The organism is Flocculibacter collagenilyticus (assembly GCF_016469335.1).
GTDB classification, from domain to species: Bacteria; Pseudomonadota; Gammaproteobacteria; order Enterobacterales; family Alteromonadaceae; genus Flocculibacter; species Flocculibacter collagenilyticus.
Window position 1 is genome coordinate 2,095,478 of sequence record NZ_CP059888.1, and the last position, 26,236, is coordinate 2,121,713.

Here is a 26,236-nt window from a genome sequence, read left to right on the forward strand (position 1 = left end):
TAGCTTACATTTCGAAAAACCAACAATTAAACGTCTAATAGTAATCTTGTTGGATCTTCTAAAAATTCTTTTACTGTTACCAAGTAGCCTACTGACTCTTTACCATCAATAATTCTGTGATCGTAAGAAAGCGCTAAGTACATCATTGGTAAAATTTCAACTTTTCCATTTACTGCAACAGGTCTGTCTTGAATTTTATGCATACCTAAAATTGCAGATTGTGGAGGGTTGATAATTGGTGTTGATAACAACGAACCAAATACGCCACCATTAGTAATAGTGAAGTTACCACCTGTCATTTCATCAACAGTTAATTTACCGTCACGACCTTTAAGTGCTAACTCGCGAATTTTCGCTTCAATATCAGCAAGGCTCATCTTGTCGCAATCGCGTAATACTGGTGTTACTAAACCACGAGGTGTTGAAACAGCAATACTTACATCAAAGTAGTTATGATAAACAATATCATCACCGTCAATACATGCATTTACTGCTGGGAAGCGTTTTAGTGCTTCAACAACCGCTTTTACATAAAAAGACATAAAGCCTAAGCGAATACCATGGCGTTCTTCAAAAACATCTTTGTATTGCTTACGAATGTCCATGATAGGCTTCATGTTGATTTCGTTAAACGTAGTCAACATTGCTGTTGAATTTGTTGCTTCTAATAAACGCTCAGCAATTCGCTTACGAAGACGAGTCATCGGCTCACGCTTTTGCGTTCTGTCACCGCCAAGCTCTGTAGGCGCTGCTTTAGCAGGCGCAGACGTTTGAGCTGGTGCTTTAGCAGATGATTTGATGAAGTTATCCACGTCTTCTTTAGTTACTCGACCACCTTTACCTGTGCCAGTAATTTTAGATGCGTCTAGGCCTTTTTCAGCAATCATTCTTCTAACTGAAGGGCTTAACGCATCATTCGAGTCGCTACCACTTGATGCTTCTTCTTTAGGTGCTTCACTTGAAGCTGCGCCCGCTGAAGCACCTGCTTCTAGAATACCGATAACTTGTTCAGCTAGAACCGTATCACCTTCTTCATGCTTGATTTCTGCAACCACGCCGTCAGCTTGAGCAACAACTTCTAGTACCACTTTATCTGTTTCAATATCAACTAAATTTTCGTCACGTGATACCGATTGACCAGCTTGAACGTGCCAAGTTGCTATCGTTGCATCTGCAACAGATTCAGGCAATACAGGAACTTTAATTTCAACTTTCTCGCCACCTGATGATTTAGTTTCAGCAGGCTTAGCCGCTTCAGTAGACTTGCTTGAGTCAGCTTGCGCTGAATCAGCAGCACCAATTTTAGCAATTACTTGCTCTGCCAAAACTGTAGCACCTTCATCTTCAAGAATTTCAGTAATCACACCTTCTTCCGGTGATACTACTTCAAGTACTACTTTATCTGTCTCAATATCTACCAAATTTTGATCTCGGCTTACCTTGTCACCTACGCTTACGTGCCAAGTTGCTACAGACGCATCTGCTACCGACTCTGGAAGAACTGGAACCTTGATTTCAGTTGTCATTGCTCGCTCTATCCTTTTTATACGTTCGAATTAATAATTAATGCGTCATCAATTAACGCTTGTTGTTCTTTAACATGGATCGATGTGTAACCAACAGCAGGAGCTGCAGATGCACGACGGCCCGCATATGTTAGTTTTGCCCCTTCAGGGATTGCTGCTACAAAATTATGTTGGCTACAATACCAAGCACCTTGGTTTTGTGGTTCTTCTTGGCACCACACAAAGTCTTTAACATGGCTGTACTTGCTTACAACTTCATCCATCTCTTTATGAGGGAAAGGATATAGTTGTTCAACACGAACAATAGCAACATTATTTAATTCTTTTTTACGACGATTTTCTAATAGCTCGTAATAAACTTTACCGCTACAGAATACAACGCGCTCAACATCTTTCGCATCAATATCATCTATTTCATCAATAATATTATGGTACTTACCTAGCGACAGGTCTTGCATAGATGAAGTAGCTAATGGATGCCTAAGTAAAGACTTAGGTGACATCACGATCAATGGACGGCGCATTGGTCTTAGCATTTGGCGACGAATCATATTGAACACTTGGGCTGGTGTAGAAGGCACACATACTTGCATATTGTGATCAGCACACAGCTGTAAAAAGCGCTCTAAACGAGCTGATGAATGCTCAGGACCTTGTCCTTCATAACCGTGAGGAAGTAGCATTGTTAAGCCACATAAACGCCCCCACTTTTGTTCACCAGAGCTTAAGAATTGGTCAAATACTACTTGAGCACCATTTGCAAAATCGCCAAACTGAGCTTCCCAAATTACCAGTGACGTAGGTTCAGCAGTTGCGTAACCATATTCGAAGGCAAGCACAGCCTCTTCTGAAAGAACAGAGTCATATACTTCAAACTTACCTTGTTCTTCTTGAATATGTTGTAACGGAACATAAGCGCTACCATCTTCTTGATTGTGCAAAACAGCATGACGGTGGAAGAAAGTACCACGGCCACTATCTTGGCCTGTAATACGAATGTCATGATTCTCTGCAACCAAAGATGCGTATGCTAAGTTTTCTGCAAATCCCCAATCAAGCTGCTTTTCACCATTAGCCATTTTACTACGATCATCATATATTTTCTTAACACGAGATTGTAGCTTTTGACTTTCTGGATATGAAGAAATACTCTCACCAAGTTGCTTCAGTTTTTCAACACTAATAGAACCGTCGTACTCTATGTCCCAATCGTGGCCAATATATGGAGACCAATCAACAGAGTGCTCTTCCATTGGGCGCCATTCTTCAACAACGCAGTCACCATGATCTAATTTTGCACGATAATCATCGATTAATGACTTGATTTTGCCATTGTCTAGTGCATTTTCGGCAACTAATTTGTCAGCGTAAAGCTGACGTGGCACTGGGTGCTTTTTAATGGTTTGATACATTAATGGTTGAGTTGCGTTTGGCTCATCCGCTTCGTTATGACCCCAACGTCTGTAACACACTAAATCAATTACTACGTCACGTTTAAATGTGTTTCGATAATCAACCGCTAATTGAGCAATGAACGCAACGGCTTCAGGGTCGTCCGAATTTACATGGAAGATTGGCGCCTGAACCATTTTTGCGATGTCAGTACAATATTCTGTTGAACGGGTATCTAAAGGGTTCGAAGTAGTAAAGCCTACCTGATTGTTAACAACAATTCTAACTGTTCCACCAACCTTGTATGCTCGTGTTTGAGACATATTAAAGGTTTCTTGTACTACACCTTGGCCCGCAATCGCTGAGTCGCCATGAATAGTGATAGGAAGTGCTTTTGAACCTGAATCACAGCCACGTCTATCAAGACGGGCTTTTACTGATCCCATAACTACTGGGTTAACTATTTCTAAATGAGATGGGTTAAAAGCTAATGCTAAGTGAACATTACCACCTTTGGTAGCAAAGTCAGAAGAAAAGCCTTGGTGGTATTTAACATCACCAGAGCCTAACGATTCATCATATTTGCCAGAAAACTCGTCGAACAGTTCTGATGGATTTTTACCTAGAACGTTAACCAATACGTTTAAGCGGCCACGGTGTGCCATGCCAATAACAACTTCTTTTTGGCCTTGTTCACCAGAACGCGAAATAATTTCTTTAAGCATAGGCACTAATGCGTCACCACCTTCTAACGAGAAGCGTTTCGCACCTGGAAACTTAGCACCTAAATATTTTTCAAGACCATCAGCAGCAATCAAGCCTTTTAATAACCTAGTCTTGTCTTCAGACGATAAACTATTTTTATAAGAAACACCTTCAAGGCGTTGCTGTAACCATCTTTTTTCTTCTGTAGAAGTAATGTGCATATATTCTGCACCAATAGAACCACAATATGTTTGCTGTAAAGACTGGAATAAGTCTTTCAGCTTCATTGATTCTTTACCTGCGGCATAAGAACCAACATTGAATTCTTTTTCTAAATCTTCGCGAGTTAGATCATGATATTCTAATTCAAGATCGCGAACTTTAGTTCTTTGCCATAATCCAAGCGGATCAAGTTTCGCGTTTTGGTGACCGCGAAAACGAAAGGCATTTATTAATTGTAAAACTTTTACTTGTTTGGTGTCAGCTGCACTTGAGGTAGCGACCGTAATAGCCTGCTTATATTTGTTCTTTGCTAACTCTTTAAATTGATCGCGTATCTCAGAATGTTTTCGTTCAACGTCAACTCCATCGACCTTTGGTAAATTGTCAAACAGTTCACGCCATTCTTCTGAAACGCTAGTAGGATCTTCGAGATAGGATTCGTAGACATCTTCTACATAAGCCATGCTACCGCCGCTCATCTGAGAAGATTTGAACCACTCCTTCATTGTGCCTTCGTGCATTAATGTCGCCCTTTTTAAGCGCTGATTATTATTAAACAAAAACTCAAAAGCCCAGCTATTTTCACTGGGCTAAAGAACTATATATTAAACCGAGCGGTTTAATAACATTGATTTGATATGACCAATAGCTTTAGTTGGGTTCAAGCCTTTAGGACATACGTTTACACAGTTCATGATACCGTGACAACGGAATACGCTAAATGCATCATCTAAGTCATTTAAACGTTGTTCAGTAGCGGTATCGCGGCTGTCTGCTAAAAATCTGTACGCATGCAATAGACCAGCTGGACCAATAAACTTATCAGGATTCCACCAGAATGAAGGGCATGATGTTGAGCAACATGCACACAATATACATTCATATAATCCGTCAAGTTTTGCACGCTCTTCAGGAGTTTGCGTGTATTCACGAGCTGGAGGCTGCGTGTCTTCATTGATTAAGAACGGCTTAACTTTCTCGTACTGAGTGAAGAATTGCGTCATATCAACAACTAGGTCACGAATTACAGGTAAACCCGGTAGTGGTCTAATGACAATAGTACCCTTTCCTAACGCTGAAAGAGGAGTAATACATGCTAGGCCATTTTTACCGTTCATGTTTACACCATCAGAGCCACAAACACCTTCACGACACGAACGTCTGAAAGCTAATGATGGATCTTGCTCTTTAAGTTGAAGTAGCGCATCAAGTACCATGATGTCGCGACCACCTTCAATCTCTAAAGAATAATCTTGCATTCGAGGCGCATTGTCCACATCTGGGTTGTAGCGATAAATTGAAAATTTAATCGTTGCCATTACGTCTGCTCCTCTTAATATGTACGTGCTTTAGGTGGGAATGCATCACGAGTAACTGGGCTCATGTTTACATCGCGCTTCATCATAGATTCATCACTAGGACTATAAATAGAGTGACATAACCATTGGTCATCATCACGATCTGGGAAGTCAAAGCGGCTATGTGCACCACGACTTTCTGTACGATAGTTAGCAGATACTGCTGTACTGTATGCAGTTTCCATTAAGTTATCTAATTCTAAGCACTCAATACGTTGTGTATTGAAATCACTACTCTTATCATCTAAACGAGCATGCTTCAAACGTTCACGAATTTCTTTTAATTCGCTTAACCCTTGAGCCATCGCTTCGCCTTCACGGAATACAGAGAAGTTTAGCTGCATACATTGTTGTAATTCTTTTCTGATCTCGAATGGATTCTCACCTTGACCAGGCTTAGAAGATTCCCAACGATTAAATCGAGACATCGCTTCATCAATGTCTGACTGTGAAGAATTATGCGATGCACCTGACTGTTCTAGGGCTTCACCTAAATGCAGGCCAGTAGCACGGCCGAATACCACTAAGTCAAGTAACGAGTTACCGCCTAAGCGGTTTGCACCGTGCACAGATACACATGCAATTTCACCACATGCGAATAATCCAGGCACTACCTTTTGATTGCCATTGGCATCAACAGTTAACGCTTGGCCATCAACATTAGTTGGAATACCACCCATCATATAGTGACAAGTTGGAATAACTGGAATTGGTTCCTTAACTGGGTCAACATGAGCAAACGTTCGAGAAAGTTCACAAATACCCGGCAAGCGTGATTCTAAAACTTCTTCACCAAGGTGATCTAGCTTCAATTTCAAGTGAGGACCCCAAGGACCTTCACAACCTCTGCCTTCTCTGATTTCTGTCATCATTGAGCGAGCAACAACATCACGGCTAGCTAGGTCTTTTGCGTTTGGCGCATAACGCTCCATAAAGCGCTCACCATCTTTATTAAGAAGATAACCACCTTCACCACGACAACCTTCTGTGACTAGTGTACCAGCACCCGCAATACCTGTTGGATGGAACTGCCACATTTCCATGTCTTGAACTTGAACACCTGCGCGAAGTGCCATACCAACACCGTCACCCGTATTAATGTGGGCGTTTGTTGTTGATGCAAATATACGACCAGCGCCACCAGTTGCAAGTACAGTTGCTTTAGATTTGAAGTAAACTAGCTCACCCGTTTCAATGTCGATTGCTGTACAACCTGTAATTTCACCTTGTTGGTTCTTAACCAAGTCTAGTGCATACCACTCACTGAAAACCTTTGTTTTATTTTTTACATTTTGTTGATACAACAAATGTAACAACGCATGACCTGTACGGTCGGCCGCTGCAGCGGTACGAGCAGCTTGCTCGCCACCAAATTCTTTTGATTGGCCACCAAATGGACGCTGATAAACCTTTCCTTCGTCGGTACGAGAGAAAGGCAGGCCCATATTTTCTAATTCAATAATTGCTTCAGGGCCGGTTTGACACATATATTCAATAGCGTCTTGGTCACCAATGTAGTCTGACCCTTTAACGGTATCAAACATGTGCCATTCCCAGTTATCTTCATGGGCATTACCTAAAGCTACAGTAATTCCGCCTTGAGCAGAAACCGTATGAGAACGCGTTGGAAACACTTTAGATAAAAGTGCACAAGACTTGCCAGATTCAGAAATTTGCAAAGCAGCGCGCATACCCGCACCACCTGCACCAATTACAACGGCATCAAATTCACGTACTGTAATTTTCACTTACACACCCCACAAAACAAATAAGCCTACAGCGACAAAGCCAAACGCAACCACGCTTACTAGGAAGCTTAAAACATTACGTAACGCTGCAGATTCTACATAATCAGTTAATACCTGCCATAGTCCAATACGGGCGTGTATCATAATAGAAGCCAAAGCCAATAACGTGAAGGCCTTTACTAAAATATTCGAAAACAATCCGCTCCAATTCTCGTACGTTACAGTAGGAGTTGTAAGGAAGAAGCCGACAATAAAAATTGTATATAACGTTAATACAACAGCTGTTGCACGTAACGACACAAAATCTTGCACACCATTTCTTTTAAGTGATGCTTGATTTAAAAGCATAGTTATTCTCCTGCTGTATTAAACAAATATCCAATATGCTAAAGCGATTGCAACTAGCACCCAAACTACGAAAATTAGTTTTGCACTGTTGCTGCCAGACTCTAATTCTTCGAAATGCCCCATATCCATAAAGATATGTCTAATGCCACCAAGAAGGTGATAACTCAAAGCAATTAGAGTGCCCCACGCTATGAATTTAGCTAGGAAAGAAGTTAGAAGTTCTTTTACATAATCAAAACCTTCAGGAGAAGATAAAGACTCAGCCCAAGCCCACACTACAAAAATAAGTGCGAAAAACATGGCTACGCCAGATATGCGATGTAATATTGATGCCTTTGCGGACGCAGGGAAATCAATGGTTGTTAGATCGAGGTTGACAGGTCTCTGTTTTTTCACGGTCGCTTGCCCATCAGCTCATTAAATGAGCTATTTTATTTATAGTTATTATCAACTACTCTATTAATGAGTAGCACCTAAGTCGGAAAGTTTTAATTGTAACCAATTTATTCAGGTTACTTGAAGAAAACTCTCTTATAACTAAATTGGTATTAAACCCCTCACAGTATATATACGCGGGATTAATAATACAATTTTTGTTTAAATTTAGAGGCTTGCTTTCATTCAAACGCTCAATAATTACGCATTTGAGAATAGATATGGATCATTTTTGCATTTAAATTGACTTTTACTGGCGTTTATAAGTTAAAATAATTCGGTTTGATATTAATAAAACTAAATTTTCGACAGAACATGAAGGAGAAAACTGTATGGCCGACAAAAAGGTGACCATAACGATTGATGGTCAAGAGCCATTTGAGTTGCCAATACTTAACGGTACTGCGGGTAATAGTGTAATTGACGTAAGAACCTTGGGTGCTAGCGGATATTTTACTTATGACCCTGGTTTTTTAGCGACCGCGTCATGTGAGTCAAAAATCACATTCATTGACGGTGGCAAGGGTGAGTTATTACACCGTGGCTACCCTATAGAACAGCTTGCAGATAATTCTAGCTACTTAGAATTATGCTACTTGTTACTAAACGGTGAGCTGCCTTCTGAAAATGAAATGGCAGAATTCACTACTACTATTACTAACCATACAATGGTTCACGAGAAAATTGCCCACTTCTTCCAAGGTTTCTTGGTAGATGCACATCCAATGGCAATGCTGTGTGGTGTTGTTGGTGCAATGTCGTCATTTTATCATGATGATTTAGATATTAATGACCCTGCACAACGTCACCGTAGTGCTTATCGCCTAATCGCAAAACTTCCTACTATCGCAGCGATGGCATATAAGTACAGCATCGGTCAACCGTTTGTATACCCACGTAACGACTTATCTTATTCTGCAAACTTCTTACACATGATGTTCTCTGTACCAGCAGAAAACTACAAAGTAAGCCCAGTTATTGCTAAAGCAATGGATAAGATTTTCATGCTTCATGCTGACCATGAGCAAAACGCATCTACTTCTACAGTTAGATTAGCGGGCTCTTCTGGCGCTAACCCTTATGCATGTATCTCTGCAGGTATTGCATCTTTATGGGGACCAGCACACGGCGGCGCAAATGAAGCTTGCTTGAACATGCTTGAGGAAATTGGTTCAGTTGATCGTATTCCTGAATTCATTACTAAAGCGAAAGATAAAGCTGACCCATTCCGTTTAATGGGCTTTGGTCATCGCGTATACAAAAACTTTGACCCACGCGCAAATGTAATGCGTGAAACATGTCATGCTGTGTTAAAAGAGTTAAATATCAAAGATCCATTACTAGATGTAGCGATGGAGCTTGAAAAGATTGCCTTGGAAGATCAATACTTTGTTGAGAAAAAACTATATCCAAATGTAGATTTTTATTCGGGTATTATCCTTAAAGCAATCGGTATCCCAACTAGCATGTTCACGGTAATTTTTGCAATGAGCCGCACTGTAGGTTGGATATCTCATTGGGATGAGATGCTTAGTCAAGCAGGCCATAAAATTGGTCGTCCACGCCAATTGTACACTGGTGAAACGTCTAGAGATTATGTTGATATTGCAAAACGCAAATAAGTATTTATCTTGTTAATTTTAAAAGGCAGCTCCGCTGCCTTTTTTATTGCGTCACTTTTAAAAAATTCCTTCATCTATCTTCACATCAATAATTGTCAAATCCCTTTGTAAATCTAGCGCTGTACATTTAGCCTCATAATTTAGTCAAAACGACACTTAATTAGTGCAATTAACAATAAAATGGAATGCTGTAAATTGTAATAAAGTGTTATAACTTATTGTTATTTAATATATTTACTATACATTATCACTCTTGGCACAACACCTGCTCCATGTAGTAAAATTATAATTAATGGAATAACCTCATGCTTAACATAAACTTACCATCGCATAAGTCGCTTTTTCTTATTTCTTCTGTGGCTTTTTCCAGCATACTCCTAACAGGCTGTGATGAAGCAACTGCATCAGCAGAAACTAAACCAGAAAAAGAAGAAATTAGTATTCCTATTGAAGTCTCTACTATTGATTCTGGCGATATCAGTTCTACCTACCAAACTACAGCCATTCTTGAAGCCAAAGAAGAAACCGAAGTTACTAGTAAAGTCTCAGGCATTGTTGAAAAGATTTTTGTTGAAGAAGCAGATTATGTTGAAAAGGGACAAATCATTGCTCAACTAGATTCAAACCGTTTTGAATTACAATTACAAAAAGCAAAAGCTGAATATAACAGAGTTAAGAGTGAACTAAACAGAATTGAAAAAGTGCACGGCAAAAAGTACGTAAGCGCAGATCAATACACTCAATTAAAATGGCAATTAGAAGCGGCCAAAGTTCAGTTGAATATAGCTAAATTAGATGTTGAAGAAACCAGCATTAAAGCACCTATCTCTGGATTTATTGCAAAGCGTCATGCAAAGGTAGGTAATTTAATTAATCAATACCAAGAAAATAGCCTTTTTCATATTGTTAACCTAGACGAACTTCAAGGTATTATTCATCTTCCTGAGCAACAACTACAATTTGTAAAACCTAAACTAAATGCTACGTTAAAGTTATCTGCAATCAGCCAACCACAAAAAGCGTATATTGAGCGTATAAGCCCAGTTATCGATGCACAAACAGGTACATTCAAAGTAACACTTAAAGTCCCTAATCCTCAGCACACGTTAAAAGCAGGTATGTTCGCAAAAGTGGATATTAACTATGACACGCATACCAACGTAGTAAGGATCCCACGCACTGCCGTTATTGAAATGGATAATCAGCATACCGTGTATATAGTAGAAGAAAACAAAGTATCTAAGAAAATTCTAGAAATAGGTTACCAAGAAGGTGGCTATTACGAAGTTATTAACGGTGTTGCAACAGGCCAACAAGTGGTTACAGCAGGCCATAACAACTTGAAAGACCAAGCTAAAGTACAAATTGTATCTACACTTTAATAAGGGACTATTGCCATGAAAGTAGTAGAAATTGCAGTAAAACGCCCTGTAACCGTTTGGATGTTCACCGCCGCGATCATCCTATTCGGTCTTGTATCACTATCAAGACTTTCAGTGAATTTATTACCTGAATTGTCATACCCTACTCTCACCATCAGAACAGATTATGAAGGTGCTGCACCACGTGAATTAGAACAGTTAGTCTCTAAACCCATCGAGGAAACAATTGGTGTAGTAAAAGGCGTTCGTCAAGTTCAGTCTATTTCAAAAGCGGGACGTTCTGATGTAGTACTAGAATTTGAATGGGGCACGGAAATGGACCTTGCGAGTTTAGAAGTACGTGAAAAGCTTGATGTAATGCAGCTTCCCCTTGATGTGAAAAAGCCACTCTTACTTCGCTTCAACCCTTCACTTGATCCTATTATGCGATTCGGACTTCAGCTAGGGGAAAACAGCAGCACAGATCTAAAAACATTAAGAACGTTTGCTGAAGAAGAGATTAAACGCAAACTTGAATCTGTTATTGGGGTTGCATCAGTCAAACTTGGTGGTGGCTTAGAACAACAAATACACGTTTTAGTTGATCAACATAAAGCCAGCCAATTAGGTATTTCTTTAGCAACTATTAACCAGCGTTTAACTGAAGAAAATCTAAACCAATCAGGTGGTAAAGTTAAAAGCGAAAATCAAGAATACCTAGTAAGAACAATTAATCAGTTTCAAACGGTTGCTGATATTGAAAACGTTTTTATCGCGCACCAAGATGGAAAAAACATTCGCCTTGCTGATATCGCAACTGTACACGACAGATTTAAAGAGCGCGACTCCATCACACGCATTAACGGCGCTGAAGCCATTGAAATAGCCATTTATAAAGAAGGGGACGCCAATACGGTTGCAGTTGCTAATGCTGTAAAAGTCCGTATTAATGAGTTACAAGGTACATTACCTGATAGCCATCAGCTAATTGAAGTATATGACCAGTCAACATTCATTGCGGGTGCAATTAGCGAAGTAAAATCGGCTGCCATTATGGGTGGTGCACTAGCAATGGTTATTTTATATTTCTTTTTAAGAAACGTATGGTCAACCATCATCATTTCAATCTCTATTCCAGTGTCAGTTATCGCTACTTTTAATTTGATGTATGGTAACGATATCTCGCTAAACATCATGAGCTTAGGTGGAATCGCCCTCGCTGTTGGTTTATTAGTTGATAACTCTATCGTTGTATTAGAAAACATTGCGAGGAAAAAAGAAGAGTCAGGTGAAAGCTTAACTAACGCAGTGGATGGCACTAAAGAAGTGAGTGGCGCTATTCTAGCATCAACACTTACAACAATGGCCGTGTTCTTTCCTTTAGTGTTTGTTGAGGGTATTGCAGGACAGCTATTTAGTGACCAAGCTTTAACCGTTACTTTCTCTCTACTTTCATCACTTATTGTTGCACTAACCGTTATTCCTATGCTCTCTGCGAAAAAAGCAAGAGAACAGCTTGCGGTAGTAGATGATTATATTAAGCCCGTTGAGAAGCCAGTACAGAAAAAAACCGGAGTGCGTAAAGCCTTACACTTTTTATTATTGCCTTTTAAATTAATATTTAATCTTATTTTTAAGTATATACCCGGCTCATTGATTGTTGTTGTGACTGCACTTTATCGAGGAATAAGTCACATCCTTTCAAAACTACTTGCTCCCGTTTTATGGGCTTTTGACAAGTTCTATAATGCTCTAGCAGGCCGTTATCGAGCATTGCTACGTACTTCATTAAACCATCGCACTATAGCAGCAAGTTTAATCTTAATCGTGACTGCATTAAGCTTTTCCACACTCTATAAAGTGGGCATGGAATTAATTCCACGTATGTCACAAGGCGAATTTATCGTTGAGATCACGCTACCACCTGGCAGTCATTTGGATCAAACAGATAACTTATTACAAAATTTAGCTAAGCACACCGAGTCACACGAGTTAGTAAGTAAAACATTCTCAATAGCAGGTACAGGAAGCTTAATGAACGCATCTCCTGCTCAAGGTGGTGATAACTGGGGGCGTTTGAATGTTGTCATGAAAGACGGTTCTACAGGCCAAAATGAAAATGAAGTTATGGCGCATATTCGTGCTCGTCTTGCAAACATGGCAGGCGTACAAAGCCAATTTTCTAAACCTGAATTATTCAGTTTCAAAACACCATTAGAAATTGAAGTAAGAGGCTATAACTTAAACGCCTTGAAACAATATTCTACAGCTATTTCGGAAGCGCTGAATAAAACTCAGCAATTTACAGATATCGAAATGTCATTACGCACAGGTCAACCTGAAATAAAAATTCACTTTGATCATGAAAGAATTTCACAACTGGGATTGTCTGCGCCCGCAATTGCCAAGCATATTGCAGGTAAAATTCACGGTACATCGTCTAGTAAATTTAACGTGAATGACCGAAAGATTGATATTTTGGTGCGCATCGATGAACAGGAACGTAATTCTGTTCAAGACATAAAGAACTTAATTGTTAACCCAAGCAGTAATCAGCCAATTCCGTTAAGCGCAGTTGCTGACATTGAAATGTCAGTCGGTCCAAGCGAAATAACTCGTATCAGTCAAGAAAGAGTGGCATTGGTTACCGCGAACTTGAATGGTGGAGATCTTAAAGATGCAATGATAGTTGCCCAAGAAGTGCTTAATAACCTTCCTGCCCCCCTTTCACTTACCGCTAAAATCTCAGGGCAAAGTGAAGAAATGGAGAACTCATTTAAATCACTGCAATTTGCATTATTACTTGCTGTATTTATGGTTTATATCGTGATGGCGTCTCAATTTGAATCGTTACTACACCCATTACTTATCTTGTTTACTGTGCCTTTAGCGACAGCGGGCTCAATACTCGGTTTATTTTTAACTGGCACTAACTTGAGCGTCATTGTCTTCATCGGCTTAATTATGCTGACTGGTATTGTTGTTAATAACGCGATTGTATTGGTCGACCGTATAAACCAATTAAGAGCCTCCGGTATGGAAAAAATAAGCGCTATTCAGATGGCTGCCGAAACACGCTTCCGCCCTATTCTCATGACAACTTTAACAACTGTTCTAGGCCTACTGCCATTAGCAATCAGCTTAGGTGAAGGTGGCGAGATGAGAGCACCAATGGCCATCACCGTGATATTCGGTTTACTTTTCGCAACTGTACTAACGCTTGTATTTATTCCTGTAATTTACAGCGTATTCGACAGAAAAACATTCAAGGAAACCGCTAATGAGCAATAAGGGATTACATAAAGCGAGTGGCGAAAACGAATCTATTGGTAGTATTTTTGCCGCTTTTTCTTTAAGAAAACCAATCACCGTAACAATGGTGTTTTTATCAACCCTCTTACTCGGATTAGTGTCGAGCAAACTTTTACCACTTGAAATGTGGCCAGGCGTTGATATTCCAGAGCTATTTATTAATGTGCCGTACGCTAACTCTACTCCAGCTGAAGTAGAACGCCTGATCACACGGCCAGTAGAGGAAGCACTTGCCACAATTAGCGGGATTAAGCGTTTACGTTCGTTCTCAAGAGAAAACGGTGCAGAAATAGGGTTAGAGTTTGCTTGGGATGAAAATATCAACGCCAAAAGCATCGAAGCACGTGAAAAAGTAGATGCCATCAGGCATTTACTTCCTGACGATGTGGAGCGCGTTTTAGTATTTCAATTTAACACCAGTGATATGCCAATTTTGCAGTTACGTATATCCAGTGATCGCGACTTATCACTTGCCTATGACTTATTAGAGCGCAACTTAAGACGCCCTATCGAACGCGTAGCCGGTGTTTCACGGGTAACAATGTATGGCGTTCATAAGCGCGAAATATCCATTGAGCTTAACCCAGAAAAAGTATCTAGCCATAACATAAATACAGCTGACCTTGCTGCCAAAATGGCTGAGTATAATTTTTCAATGAATGCGGGACACATTTATGAAAGCAATAGAAAGGTTCAGGTAAAACCTGTCGGACAGTTTCAGAGTATTGAAGAAGTTGAAGATATTATCGTCGCGCAAGGTGTTCGCTTAAAAGATATTGCAACAGTTAGTCTACAACTTCCTGAATTAGAAGAAGGCAGGCATTTAGATCAAACTTATGCAGTTGGTTTAGAAATTTTTAAAGAGTCTAGTGCAAATCTTGTGTCTGTTGCACAAAACGTCATTGATGTAATTGACGAGGCTGGTAAAAGTCCTCAGTTCAATGGCATCAATTTATTTCTAATGCAAAATACCGCGGACGGTGTAACAACATCACTATCCAACCTAATCGATGCTGGGTTAATTGGTGCGCTTTTATCAATTGTTGTGTTGTATTTATTTCTGCGAAATATAACCACCACATTAATCGTTGTACTCTCAGTGCCAGTCGCAATATTTATTACCCTAGGCGCAATGTATTTATTAGGCTATAGCTTAAACTTACTTTCGTTAATGGGATTAATGCTAGCTATTGGTATGCTAGTTGATAATGCGGTTGTTATTACTGAAAGCATAATGCAAGAGCGAACTAATACCTCTGATCCTGTTATAGCCACTAAAAAAGGCGTAAATAATGTAAGTCTTGCTGTTATAAGCGGCACACTCACAACCGCAATTGTATTTTTACCAAACATTATTGGTAAAAAAATTGATGTAACCATATTTTTAGAACACATGGCAATTGCAATTTGTATCTCGCTGCTCGCTTCATTAATTATTGCACAAACATTAATCCCGCTATTACTTAGTAAGTTTGCCCCTTCAAATATAAAAGTTAAAGAACCTAAACATACTCGTTTAAATACTGGCTATTACAAGTCGTTAGATTGGGTGCTAAATAACCAGAAAAAAACACTCGCTATCGCGTTTGCAATGCTGTTTTCCATCGCTATTCCAATGAGTTTAGTCTCTGGTGATGAAGAAGCTTCAGGCTCAAATGATAGGCTCTTCCTCAGCTACAACATTAATGGCAATTACACCCTTGAAGAAGTAGAAAAAACAATTTCAGTCATGGAAACCTACTTATACGCTAATCAAGACGAGTTTTATATTGATTCAGTTTATAGCTACTTCCGCCCCGACTTTGGTATGTCGACACTTAACCTTAAGAAAGACCTAGATATTAGTATTTCTGAGATTAAAGATAGAATAAAAGCTAATTGGCCTACCCTAGTTAGAGCTGAGCCTCAATTTGGATGGGGAAATTCAAACGGTGGTGGCGTTAGGCTGACCCTAACAGGAAATTCGACCAACGTATTACTGGAAATTGCTGACAACCTTGTGCCATCAATCGAATCTTTAAATGGGTTTGAAGATGTGAGAACCGATATGACAAGCGATCAGAAAGAACTTCAAGTGACTATTGATCGTACAGCTGCACATCGCATTAACCGCTCAACGCAAGAGATTGCGCAATTAGTTTCTATGTCTTTACGGGGAATGAATTTACGCACCTATCGCGATCCAGATATGGGTGAAATTAGAGTTAAGCTGAACTTTGATAAAACCGTAAAAGAGTCCTTAGCTACTCTTAAACAAATTCCTATCTTAAAAGAGAATGGCGCAGTCATTACTTTAGATAAAGTCGCTACGTTTAACATCGTGCCAAAACTAAATGAAATTAGACGAATGGATAGGCAAACTGGGTTAGATATTGGGGCTAATCTTAGAGAAGACTTTACTATTGAACAAGCTCGTGACGCTCTGGAGCAGTTAATGAGTCAGGTGACCCTACCCCACGGCTATAGCTGGTCACTAGATGGTAGCTTTAAAAGACAAGATGAAGCGCAAGCAGTAATGTATACGAATATGCTTCTTGCAGTAGCAATGATTTATATTGTTATGGCTGCTTTATTCGAATCTCTAATTCTTCCTACCGCGGTCATTACATCACTCATCTTTTCAATTGTAGGCGTATTTTGGGCGTTCCTAATTACTGGCACACCAATGTCTGTAATGGGAATGATTGGTATACTCATTTTGATGGGGATTGTAGTAAATAATGGGCTAGTGCTAATTGACAGGATAAATCAATTTATAAACCAAGGTATGGAAATGAAACAAGCCATTTTAGACGCTTGTAACAGCCGCATTAGGCCAATATTAATGACCGTTTCTACCACTATTCTTGGTATGGTGCCTTTAGCAATGGGCTCTGCTCAAATGGGTGGTGAAGGCCCTGCTTATGCACCTTTAGCCATTGCAATCATTGGCGGGCTGCTTTTTTCTACTCTAACAAGCCTATTTTTGGTACCACTTAGTTATGTATTGCTGCTAAAACTAAGCTATCGCACTCAGTTATTGTTCAAAAGCAGTAGGCAAATTGCGACAAAAGTTATTAAGCCCTGCTAAAATACTAAAAATCGCTCATTGTTTGGAGAATATAATCTCTGTTATATTCTCCTTTTTATTACTTATCTAAAAATGCGATACCTGCCCAATTAATGCGTATCGTCAAGTAATTAAAGAAACAGATGAAATTAAGTGTATTTTGATGCTTTTGAATAGTTCCTGTTCAAAGGAATTAACTAAAAAGCAAAAAGTTAAGGAATCAATTATCATGTAACAAGACGGCATAATAAGTTGTTGTGTTCAAAAACAACAATATAACTAATTGTTCCTCTCAATAAAGTCCATCTCAAAACGCAATAGTTTTAACTTTGCTTGGACCAGTTCAGAGTTATCATTGTCAAAATAACTAAGCTCTTTTTGCAGTTTTTCTACATCGTTAATTACTACACTTAAGGATTGTAATACAGTAAGCCTCACTAATTCACTGCTGCTATGTTTTGCCTGTGAAATATAATTAATCGATTCATTAATATGCTGTTGATCACCCTCAAAATTCTCTATTGCTTTACCAATAGTGTACACCGCATAGCTGTGGCTCATTTCATCACGTTGACTTGCAATATCAAGTACTTCTTTAAAGAATTGAGGTGAAATAGCCGAAGTGTTCTCTTCAAGATATCTTTCAATGTCATCAAATTGAGCATAAACGTCACCTTGGGCATTATATAATTGCGTAGTAAGATGTTGCTCAATTATCAATGAAATCTCCTCATTTTGATAACCACTAAGCTCTGGTTGTTCAATTCCAAGATATTCAGCGAGTGCTAACAACGCCTCATGGCTTTCAGCGTTATCGGAATGTACTTGTTCTTCTTCATACTTTTTTATCGGCTCTTGCTTATGCTGCTTAGAAGGTAATTTTGACCTCGGTATAGTACTCAAGGAGCTTTGATGTTTTACCGCATTCACTTTATCCGTTTGAGCATCACTAAAAGAATCCATTTTAGCTTTCTCAACCACAGCAACAACCTGAGAATGTTCAGCAACTTGGTTAAATAAAAGTGAGTGCCCGTTTATCAAAATAAAGGCAATCAAGAAGCCAGATAAAAAATAAAAAATTCTGGAGTTAAAAGACAACTTATTACTCATGTAGATTTAAGGGGGTTCAAGAAGTAGAAAAATTATTATCAAGAGGCATAGCTAATAGTAATACTATCAGCTATACCAAACATTAATTAATGAATGTCAAAACGAACGCCTTGGCAGCCATTGTTGTTATGCGTTGTACCTGCACTCTTAATAGACCAGAATACTTCGCCATAAGTTGAATTCGAGTTTGTTGGAGTAAATTTTCTAGTACACGTCTTAGTCTTTTTGTTATTCCAAACTGGCTTACCATGTTTAAGTTTAACAAACGTGTAATCCAATTCCATTTTGTACTCTTTACCGTTGTCTGCACCTAAGTCAGGATAAAAACCATGGCCATAACCAGCAGTTAGATTTTGTTTTCTTCTCTCTTTAAACACAACTGTGTTATCGCTTAATCGAGTTATTTTCAACTTCACGCTTGTTACAGTGTATGCACCACGGTTACAGTAAAAAATCATCGATTTAGTACGACGCGTTGTATTAGCCCAGTTATAAGGGGCTACTTCACGCCAAATTTCACAATCCTGTTTATCGCCAGAAAAATACCCACCGTCAGTCGCCGCTGTGCTGGTTTGTATACTAGCACCTAATAACAATACCGCAGATACGCTATGAATTAGTGTTTTTAATTTTTGCATGTCTCTCACAACTCTCATTTTTATAATTAACGCACTTTCACGACATTTAATATGAAATTAAACGGCGTGCGCGAAAGTATACTAAAAAAATTACGTTTGGTGGTCTAAACAGGTGGCTTTTTATTTATTTCGGTTCATTTAACAACTTTTAATGCATAACACGCATATTAAAATTCACTACTAAACCTAAAAAAGTTTGTTAATTTACTTTAGCTGGATGCAATTGGTTGGAAACTTATTTCGCTACAAACATAAATGAGCTAGCAAGCTGAAAAATGTCACAAGTGGTTACCCATGATTAAAGTAGATAGTTTGTACTGGTAGTGGTAGTGGTAGTGGTATCTACACTCTAGAGAACGGAAGGACATATGTTTACCAGCATCATTAGCGCCGTATTGTTAAAATTGAACAATACAGAACGGCTAAGTATTTTTCGTACCTTCGTATATCACTTTAAACGCTTCAAAGCCGATATATAACACAACTGAAAAAATTGCGATAATTAACAGCCAATATAAAGTGCGTAAGCCTGAATGAACTGGATTATCTTTAGTTTTGGGAGCTACTTTTATTCCGTCTTGCTCTTTTTTAGCATCCGTATCTTTTTTCTTGGCCATTATCACTCCTCAAACTAAAAGCGTGAATCTATTCTACTCAGTTAGATTCACGCCCTTTACTAGTTTATTAATAAAGTTACTTGCCTATATGGGTAATTCCACCCATATAGGATCGTAATGCTTCTGGAACTTCAACTGAACCATCGGCTTGCTGGTAGTTTTCTAAAATAGCAACTAATGTTCTGCCTACCGCTAAACCTGAGCCGTTAAGAGTATGCAATAACTCTGGTTTTTTGCTGCCTTGTCGTTTAAAACGTGCCTGCATTCTACGTGCTTGGAAGTCGCCCATATTACTACAAGAAGAAATTTCACGATAAGTATCTTGCGCTGGTAACCACACTTCTAAATCGTAGGTTTTAGTTGCGCCAAAGCCCATATCACCTGTACACAAAATAACTTTTCTGTAAGGTAACTCTAATAACTGTAGTACTTTTTCTGCACTTTGAGTTAAATCTTCCAGCGCTTGCATAGCATCTTCTGGTTTAACTAAGTTTACTAACTCTACTTTATCAAATTGGTGCTGACGGATTAAACCACGTGTATCACGGCCGTATGAGCCCGCTTCACTTCTAAAGCAAGGTGTATGTGCCGTTAATTTAACAGGTAGCTCTTTCTCATCAAAAATCACATCACGCGCAAAGTTTGTAAGTGGCACTTCAGCGGTAGGAATTAATGATAACTTATTTTGGTTACCTTCAGATAAAGGCTGAGTATGGAATAAATCTTCACCGAATTTAGGCAGTTGCCCTGTTCCAAGTAGCGATTCAGAATTAACCAAATATGGTACATACGCTTCTGTATAACCATGTTCTTCTGTATGAAGGTCAAGCATGAATTGCGCTAATGCGCGGTGCATTTTTGCAACTTGCCCCTTCATCACAGTAAAACGTGCGCCGCTTAATTTAACGCCGGTTTCGAAGTCTAATTCTTTATTTAAACCTTCACCAACATCAACATGATCTTTAATTTCAAAGTCGAACGTACGCGGCTCACCCCACGTTAAAATTTCTACGTTCTCATCTTCATCTTTACCAACTGGTACAGACTCATCTGGCATGTTTGGAATGCTTAACGAAATTGCGTTAATCTGATCTAATAACTCTGCTAACTCATGTTTTGCTGCATCTAATTCATCACCAAGCTTTCCAACTTCAGCGAGTAATGGCTGAATATCTTCACCGCTTGCTTTTGCTTTACCGATGGATTTGGAGCGAGTATTTCTTTCGTTCTGTAGACTTTCTGTTTTTACTTGTAGCGATTTACGCTTGTCTTCTAATTCAACTAATGTTTTAACATCTAATTCGAAGCCGCGGTTTGCTAACTTTTTAGCAGTTTCTTCAAGTTCGTTACGAAGATACTTAGGATCTAACATTTTTATTCTAGCCTTTAATGAAAGTTACGCTCTGCATGCCTATCCATGCAACAAAAATACAAATGACGACATTCAACACAATATTGAGTCCGGCTTTAAACCAATCACCTTGCTGAAGTAACAACAAAGTGTCTAATGAAAAGGTGGAAAACGTTGTTAACGCTCCTAAAAAGCCGATGCCAAGCAAAGTTCGCCATGGCACTATGGTTACAATTTCATGTTGAATGAGGCTGAAAATTAAGCCCATTACAAATGAACCGAGAATATTAACGAGCAAAGTGCCAAAAGGGAATCCCTTTCCGAGCCAATTTAAAACTAAATTGGATAAAAAGAAGCGTAAAGAGGCTCCAACCGCACCACCAATGGCAACAAATAGGTAGGTTTTAATCATATCGCTGTTTTGTGCTCTGCAGATTTAATGACGTCAAGTACGCTAACTTTTCTTTTATTTGCTTCTCTAGGCCACGATCACTTGGATAGTAATATTGAGTGTTAGAAATTTCCGGAGGAAAATAATTTTCGCCTGCTGCAAACGCGTTCACTTCGTCATGCGCATAACGATATTCTGCTCCAAAACCTAATTCAGACATTAATTTTGTAGGGGCATTGCGTAAATGGTTGGGCACTTCATAATTGTGCTTTTGCGCATCTTGCTTTGCTTGACTAAACGCCATATACACCGCGTTACTTTTCGCTGCACTTGCCATATAAATGGCAGCTTGTGCGATAGCGCGCTCGCCTTCTTTTGCACCCACTCTATGATAAATATCCCACGCATTTAAACCAATCGTCATTGCTCTAGGGTCGGCATTGCCAATATCTTCAGTGGCTATCGCCAGTAAACGTCTTGCAACATATAGCGGATCTCCGCCTCCTGCTAAAATTCTGGCATACCAATATAAAGCCGCATCGGGTGAGGAGCCACGCACTGATTTGTGAAAAGCAGAAATTAAATCGTAAAATTTATCGCCATTCTTGTCGTACTGGGCGATGTTCGCAGGTGCCACTTGTTGCAATACCGCTTTATCAATGAGCACCTTATTATCGGTTCTCTGGGCTAAATCTACAGCTAATTCTAATAAATTTAATAAACGCCTAGCGTCTCCTTGTGCAAGTTCACACAACAACACTTGGTCATCATTACTCATTTGCACTTGCGTAGCTCTGTTTTGTTTTAAAAAATCAAAAGCACGCACTAGTACTGGTTGAAGATCTTCTGGCGTTAAACTTTTTAATACGTATACACGAGCGCGAGATAAAACAGCGCTATTAAGCTCAAAAGAAGGGTTTTCGGTTGTTGCGCCAATAAAAATAATGGTGCCGTCTTCAATATAAGGTAAAAAGCCATCTTGTTGGCTTTTATTAAATCGATGCACTTCATCAACAAATAAAACGGTTTGCCTGTTTAGCATTTGCTGATTTGTTTGCGCTTTCGCAATGGCTTCTCTAATCTCTTTAACACCAGATGTTACAGCAGACAGCCGCTCAATTTCAGCGTTGCTATATTTAGCAATTAATTCAGCTAAGGTGGTTTTTCCTGTTCCAGGAGGCCCCCACAAAATCAGGCTATGTGCGTGCCCCGCTTTAATCGCTGTGTGTAATGGGGTTCCTTCACCTAGAATATGTTTTTGCCCGCTGTACTCCTCCAAAGTAGAAGGACGCAGTGCAGCAGCAAGTGGCTTAAACTGATTGCTTGAAAAGTCTAAATCTAAATTCAATGTCAAATGCTCATACAAAGATCATTGATTAACTAACGCAGTTCGTTGATCATCAATATCAACATCTTCTGGCATATCAAATGTAAATGCATTATCAGCAATTTCATCCGTGGTATTCACGTTGTTAAAGTGAAACTTACTCAATTGGCCAGTACCATCTTCGACTTCAAAGCCTTTAATTTTCTCTTTATTAAGAAGAATAGATAATGTTTTAACTTGCGCGCTTTCACTTTTTGCAACGATGCGGTAACCGCTATCAGTACTTACAATGTTGTAATCTGTCCAATACTGGGAGTCAGGATCAGACAATAATACGAATGGCGTCGAGTTAATTGCATCTTTGGTGTGATACAAACTCACTTGCTCTAGAAACACATTATGCAAATACAATGTCTTCCCATCAGAAACCAATATATTCTCATCGGGCTCAATTGCATGCCATCGCAACCTATTCGGTTGTTTTATTTTTACTTTGCCATGCCCACTCATGACAGTTTTACCCTCTGTATCAATCACTGTTTGAGTAAAGTCGGCCGAAAAGTGCTGGAATTTAGATAACACGCTTTTGAAGCCTGCCACTTTTTCTTTACTCGACTCTACGTGTTGAGTAGTTGATTGATGTTCACTGTTTTCATGTGCGAATACCAGTCCATTATTGCCAAATACACTGAACAAGCCCGCTAAACTAAATATTATTTTCAAACGTTTATTCATTAAATTTCCTATCAACTATTCTTTTCGTCGGTGATGTTAAATTAACACTCACTAATCTACTTTCACTGGTGCCGGGGCAAGCACTTCTCGGTTACCGTTATGCCCTGGTGCACTGACTACACCTTGCATTTGCATTTGCTCTACAATGCGCGCAGCACGGTTATATCCGATTCTAAATTTGCGTTGAACACCAGACACTGACGCTCTTCTTGATTCAGTTACAAAGGCAACAGCTTGATCATAAAATTCGTCTGTTTCGCTATCCTCACCTTCTAAAGATTCGCCCGGCAGTAACGTTTCTTCCGTCGGTTCACCATTTAAGATTTCGTCTAGGTAATTTGGTTCACCACGCTTCTTCCAATCACTCACTACAGCATGAACCTCATGATCATCAACAAACGCGCCATGCACACGTGTAGGCACGCCCGACCCTGGTGGCAAATACAACATATCACCCTGTCCAAGCAAGTTTTCAGCACCTTGCTGATCTAGAATAGTTCTGGAGTCTATTTTTGAAGACACTTGGAACGCCATACGAGTTGGAATATTTGCTTTTATTAATCCCGTAATCACGTCCACTGACGGTCGCTGTGTTGCTAACACTAAATGAATACCTGCCGCACGTGCTTTTTGCGCGATACGAGCAATAAGCTCTTCTACTTTTTTACCCACGATCATCATCATGTCAGCAAATTCATCGATGATAACTACAATTGCAGGTAATTTATCTAAAAATGGTGGTTCTTCTGACAAGCTGTCGGTTGGCTTCCATAAGGGATCAATGATTGGGCTACCGTTTGCTTTGGCTTCAGATACTTTTGCATTAAACCCTTTTAGATTTCTAACGCCTAACGCTGACATTAATTTATAACGGCGCTCCATTTCTCCAACACACCAACGCAAACCATTTGCAGCCTCTTTCATGTCGGTTATCACTTCCGTTAACAGGTGAGGAATACCTTCATATACCGACAATTCAAGCATTTTAGGGTCAATCATAATTAAGCGAACATCTTCAGGGCCAGATTTATAGAGCAAGCTTAATATCATGGTATTTACACCCACCGACTTACCTGAGCCTGTAGTACCTGCAACTAATAAGTGTGGCATTTTCGCTAAATCAACAATCACGGGTTTCCCCGATATATCTTTACCCAGCACCATGGTTAATGGAGAAGCAGACTGAACAAAGTTTTTGCAGGCTATCACCTCTGATAATCGAACAATTTCTCTGTGTTTATTTGGCAACTCAAGCCCAATGTACGTTTTGCCTGGTATTACTTCAACCACACGCACACTCATTGCTGACAGTGAGCGCGCTAAGTCTTTTGATAAAGCCGTAATCTTGCTTACTTTTATTCCCGGCGCTAAATCAAGCTCAAAACGTGTAATTACAGGGCCTGGGTAAACGCCTGCTACTTTAGCTTCAATGTTAAAATCAAGTAGTTTCAATTCAACCAAGCGTGATACTTGATCAAGCTCTTCCTGACTAATTGGATTTTCTTGTTTATCAGGTCTATCAAGTAAATCGATTGAAGGGAGCGGTGCCATTTCAGTTTGTGCATTCGCTGTAGGCGTTGACGCACTTATTCCGCTACCATTATTAGCCTGACCTGCAGTTGCATTATCTCCGCCTGAATTACCGCTATTTGGAATGGGTAAATCATCGTCTAAGAATGAACTATCAAAACCACTTTCATCAACAATCGTTGTTTCTGCTGAAACGGTAGCACTATGTTTTTGTGTGTCTTGTAAACCAGTTAATGCTGAGCGAATATCGTCGTCCGATATCTCGTCATCAACCGCTGTAAACGACATTGACTGATCTAAAATATCGTCAAAGTCGACAAACTCAGATTTCTCTTTATCAAGGGTGATGTTTTTCAAATCAACCTGTTGTTTTGATGCTGACTCATTATTTGAAAGAGTTGTATTTCCCTCACTTTGAGGAGTGTCAACTTGTGGTTTTGTAAGCTTTGGCTTTGTAAATAATGGATCATCTAATTCATCTGCACTTTGCTGCTCTTTTCGTGCTTTAAGGGTTGCAGGTAACTGATAAAGCGCAATTGCGGCTTTTGACACAAACATACCAAGTTTATCAACGACGGCCAGCCAAGAAATTCCTGTGGTTAACGTCAAGCCAGTCATTAAAAAGCATAAAAGTAAGAGTGTTGTACCTACAAAATTAAAATTAGGCAGCATCGCGCTACTAATAATATCCCCCACTACCCCACCGGACGAAAAGTAATAAATATCGTTAAAGTTAATGCTGCAAATTGCAGACGCTCCGGCAAAAGTAAGAATCACGCCGATTAATTTTAGGCCGAGTGTTAAATAATCGATTCTGGCTAAGTCATGAAATCGTTTAAATAGCAACCAACCTAAAAACGCAGTTGCCACGGGAAGAAGAAATGCTATCCAGCCAAACGTAAATAACAAAGCATCTGCTAACCAAGCACCTGCAGCCCCACCTGCATTAGCAATTTTGTGTGTTGCGCCGGTTTGAGACCAACCGGGATCGGCAGGATCAAATGTCACTAAAGCAACTAAGATAAAAATAGAAAAAATCGAAGTGATGATCAGGCCAGCTTCTAAAACTCGCTGTAAGCCGCTAAGGGAAGTCGATTCATTCTTTTCTGTTGAATTCAAATGGTAATCCTCTACACAAAAATATTATCTGTGGCACACAATACACCTGCACCAACTTATTGGCCCTAAAATAACAAAAAAAGTCGCTACAATCACTATGGGTGTTAGGGCGTGCTGACCTTTTCAGGTCAAATTTTGTTCAATCTAAACATTTTTTGATCGCGGCGTGACAAGTGTAGCTTGATTATTCCAAGTGAGCGCGTCACCACAAAAAGCATGAAACGTTTAGATGAACCCAAAGGCATCGCTTGTTTGTCATTTATACTACGTTATCGTTTATATCGCATGCGCGTGTGCGCCTACATGGATGTAGGCATCATTAGAATAACACAAGAGCAGT

At 39.5% G+C, this 26,236-nt stretch carries 18 protein-coding genes; 4 read left to right on the forward strand and 14 right to left on the reverse strand.

From position 1 onward, the window contains the following. Positions 1–26: 26 nt before the first annotated feature. From odhB to sdhC, 6 genes are all read right to left on the reverse strand, one after another. Positions 27–1,526 carry a 2-oxoglutarate dehydrogenase complex dihydrolipoyllysine-residue succinyltransferase gene (odhB, locus tag HUU81_RS09305; RefSeq protein ID WP_199608663.1) on the reverse strand — a complete coding sequence of 500 codons (1,500 nt, stop codon included), beginning with the start codon at positions 1,524–1,526 and terminating at the stop codon, positions 27–29. 17 nt (positions 1,527–1,543) lie between these two features. Beyond that, a complete protein-coding gene (sucA, locus tag HUU81_RS09310) occupies positions 1,544–4,366 on the reverse strand; it encodes a 2-oxoglutarate dehydrogenase E1 component (RefSeq protein ID WP_199608664.1) in 2,823 nt (940 codons plus the stop codon). A gap of 84 nt (positions 4,367–4,450) precedes the next feature. Then, on the reverse strand, positions 4,451–5,164 hold the full coding sequence (locus HUU81_RS09315) for a succinate dehydrogenase iron-sulfur subunit (RefSeq protein ID WP_199608666.1): 714 nt from the start codon (positions 5,162–5,164) through the stop codon (positions 4,451–4,453). 14 nt (positions 5,165–5,178) lie between these two features. After that, positions 5,179–6,951, reverse strand: a complete 1,773-nt coding sequence (gene sdhA / locus HUU81_RS09320) for a succinate dehydrogenase flavoprotein subunit (RefSeq protein WP_199608667.1) — start codon at positions 6,949–6,951, stop codon at positions 5,179–5,181. Continuing rightward, on the reverse strand, positions 6,952–7,299 hold the full coding sequence (gene sdhD / locus HUU81_RS09325) for a succinate dehydrogenase, hydrophobic membrane anchor protein (RefSeq protein ID WP_199608668.1): 348 nt from the start codon (positions 7,297–7,299) through the stop codon (positions 6,952–6,954). Between the two features lie 18 nt (positions 7,300–7,317). Next, positions 7,318–7,695: a succinate dehydrogenase, cytochrome b556 subunit gene (gene sdhC, locus HUU81_RS09330; RefSeq protein ID WP_199608669.1), complete on the reverse strand. Its 378-nt coding sequence runs from the start codon at positions 7,693–7,695 to the stop codon at positions 7,318–7,320. Between the two features lie 371 nt (positions 7,696–8,066). Here sdhC and HUU81_RS09335 point away from each other — a divergent pair, with 371 nt between their 5' ends. The 4 genes from HUU81_RS09335 to HUU81_RS09350 all read left to right on the forward strand — a co-directional run bounded on the left by HUU81_RS09335 (position 8,067) and on the right by HUU81_RS09350 (position 17,099). Further along, positions 8,067–9,356 (forward strand): citrate synthase, encoded by a 1,290-nt coding sequence (locus HUU81_RS09335; protein WP_199608673.1) that lies wholly within the window; start codon positions 8,067–8,069, stop codon positions 9,354–9,356. A 305-nt stretch (positions 9,357–9,661) separates the two neighbouring features. After that, positions 9,662–10,738, forward strand: coding sequence for an efflux RND transporter periplasmic adaptor subunit (locus tag HUU81_RS09340; protein ID WP_199608675.1), 1,077 nt, complete (start codon positions 9,662–9,664; stop codon positions 10,736–10,738). A gap of 15 nt (positions 10,739–10,753) precedes the next feature. After that, positions 10,754–14,008, forward strand: coding sequence for an efflux RND transporter permease subunit (locus HUU81_RS09345; RefSeq protein ID WP_199608677.1), 3,255 nt, complete (start codon positions 10,754–10,756; stop codon positions 14,006–14,008). Next, the gene (locus tag HUU81_RS09350; RefSeq protein WP_199608679.1) at positions 13,998–17,099 is read left to right on the forward strand and encodes an efflux RND transporter permease subunit; all 3,102 of its coding nucleotides are present in this window, start codon (positions 13,998–14,000) and stop codon (positions 17,097–17,099) included. The genes HUU81_RS09345 and HUU81_RS09350 overlap by 11 nt, the downstream gene beginning before the upstream one ends. Positions 17,100–17,357: 258 nt before the next feature. Here HUU81_RS09350 and HUU81_RS09355 read toward each other — a convergent pair whose 3' ends face one another. The 8 genes from HUU81_RS09355 to HUU81_RS09390 form a co-directional block, all read right to left on the reverse strand. Then, positions 17,358–18,059, reverse strand: a complete 702-nt coding sequence (locus tag HUU81_RS09355) for a hypothetical protein (RefSeq protein ID WP_199608680.1) — start codon at positions 18,057–18,059, stop codon at positions 17,358–17,360. Between the two features lie 215 nt (positions 18,060–18,274). Continuing rightward, a complete protein-coding gene (locus tag HUU81_RS09360) occupies positions 18,275–18,826 on the reverse strand; it encodes a hypothetical protein (protein ID WP_199608682.1) in 552 nt (183 codons plus the stop codon). Positions 18,827–19,248: 422 nt separating this feature from the next. Beyond that, entirely contained in the window at positions 19,249–19,443 is a 195-nt protein-coding gene (locus HUU81_RS09365; RefSeq protein ID WP_199608684.1) for a hypothetical protein, read from the reverse strand. A 76-nt stretch (positions 19,444–19,519) separates the two neighbouring features. Beyond that, positions 19,520–20,815, reverse strand: a complete 1,296-nt coding sequence (gene serS / locus HUU81_RS09370; RefSeq protein ID WP_199608685.1) for a serine--tRNA ligase — start codon at positions 20,813–20,815, stop codon at positions 19,520–19,522. Positions 20,816–20,822: 7 nt separating this feature from the next. After that, the gene (gene crcB / locus HUU81_RS09375) at positions 20,823–21,206 is read right to left on the reverse strand and encodes a fluoride efflux transporter CrcB (protein ID WP_199608687.1); all 384 of its coding nucleotides are present in this window, start codon (positions 21,204–21,206) and stop codon (positions 20,823–20,825) included. Continuing rightward, positions 21,199–22,533, reverse strand: coding sequence for a replication-associated recombination protein A (locus HUU81_RS09380; protein WP_199608689.1), 1,335 nt, complete (start codon positions 22,531–22,533; stop codon positions 21,199–21,201). The genes crcB and HUU81_RS09380 overlap by 8 nt, the downstream gene beginning before the upstream one ends. Before the next feature lie 21 nt (positions 22,534–22,554). Continuing rightward, positions 22,555–23,247 (reverse strand): outer membrane lipoprotein chaperone LolA, encoded by a 693-nt coding sequence (gene lolA, locus HUU81_RS09385; RefSeq protein ID WP_199608691.1) that lies wholly within the window; start codon positions 23,245–23,247, stop codon positions 22,555–22,557. A gap of 51 nt (positions 23,248–23,298) precedes the next feature. Then, positions 23,299–25,896 (reverse strand): DNA translocase FtsK, encoded by a 2,598-nt coding sequence (locus HUU81_RS09390; protein WP_199608697.1) that lies wholly within the window; start codon positions 25,894–25,896, stop codon positions 23,299–23,301. Positions 25,897–26,236: the final 340 nt, after the last annotated feature.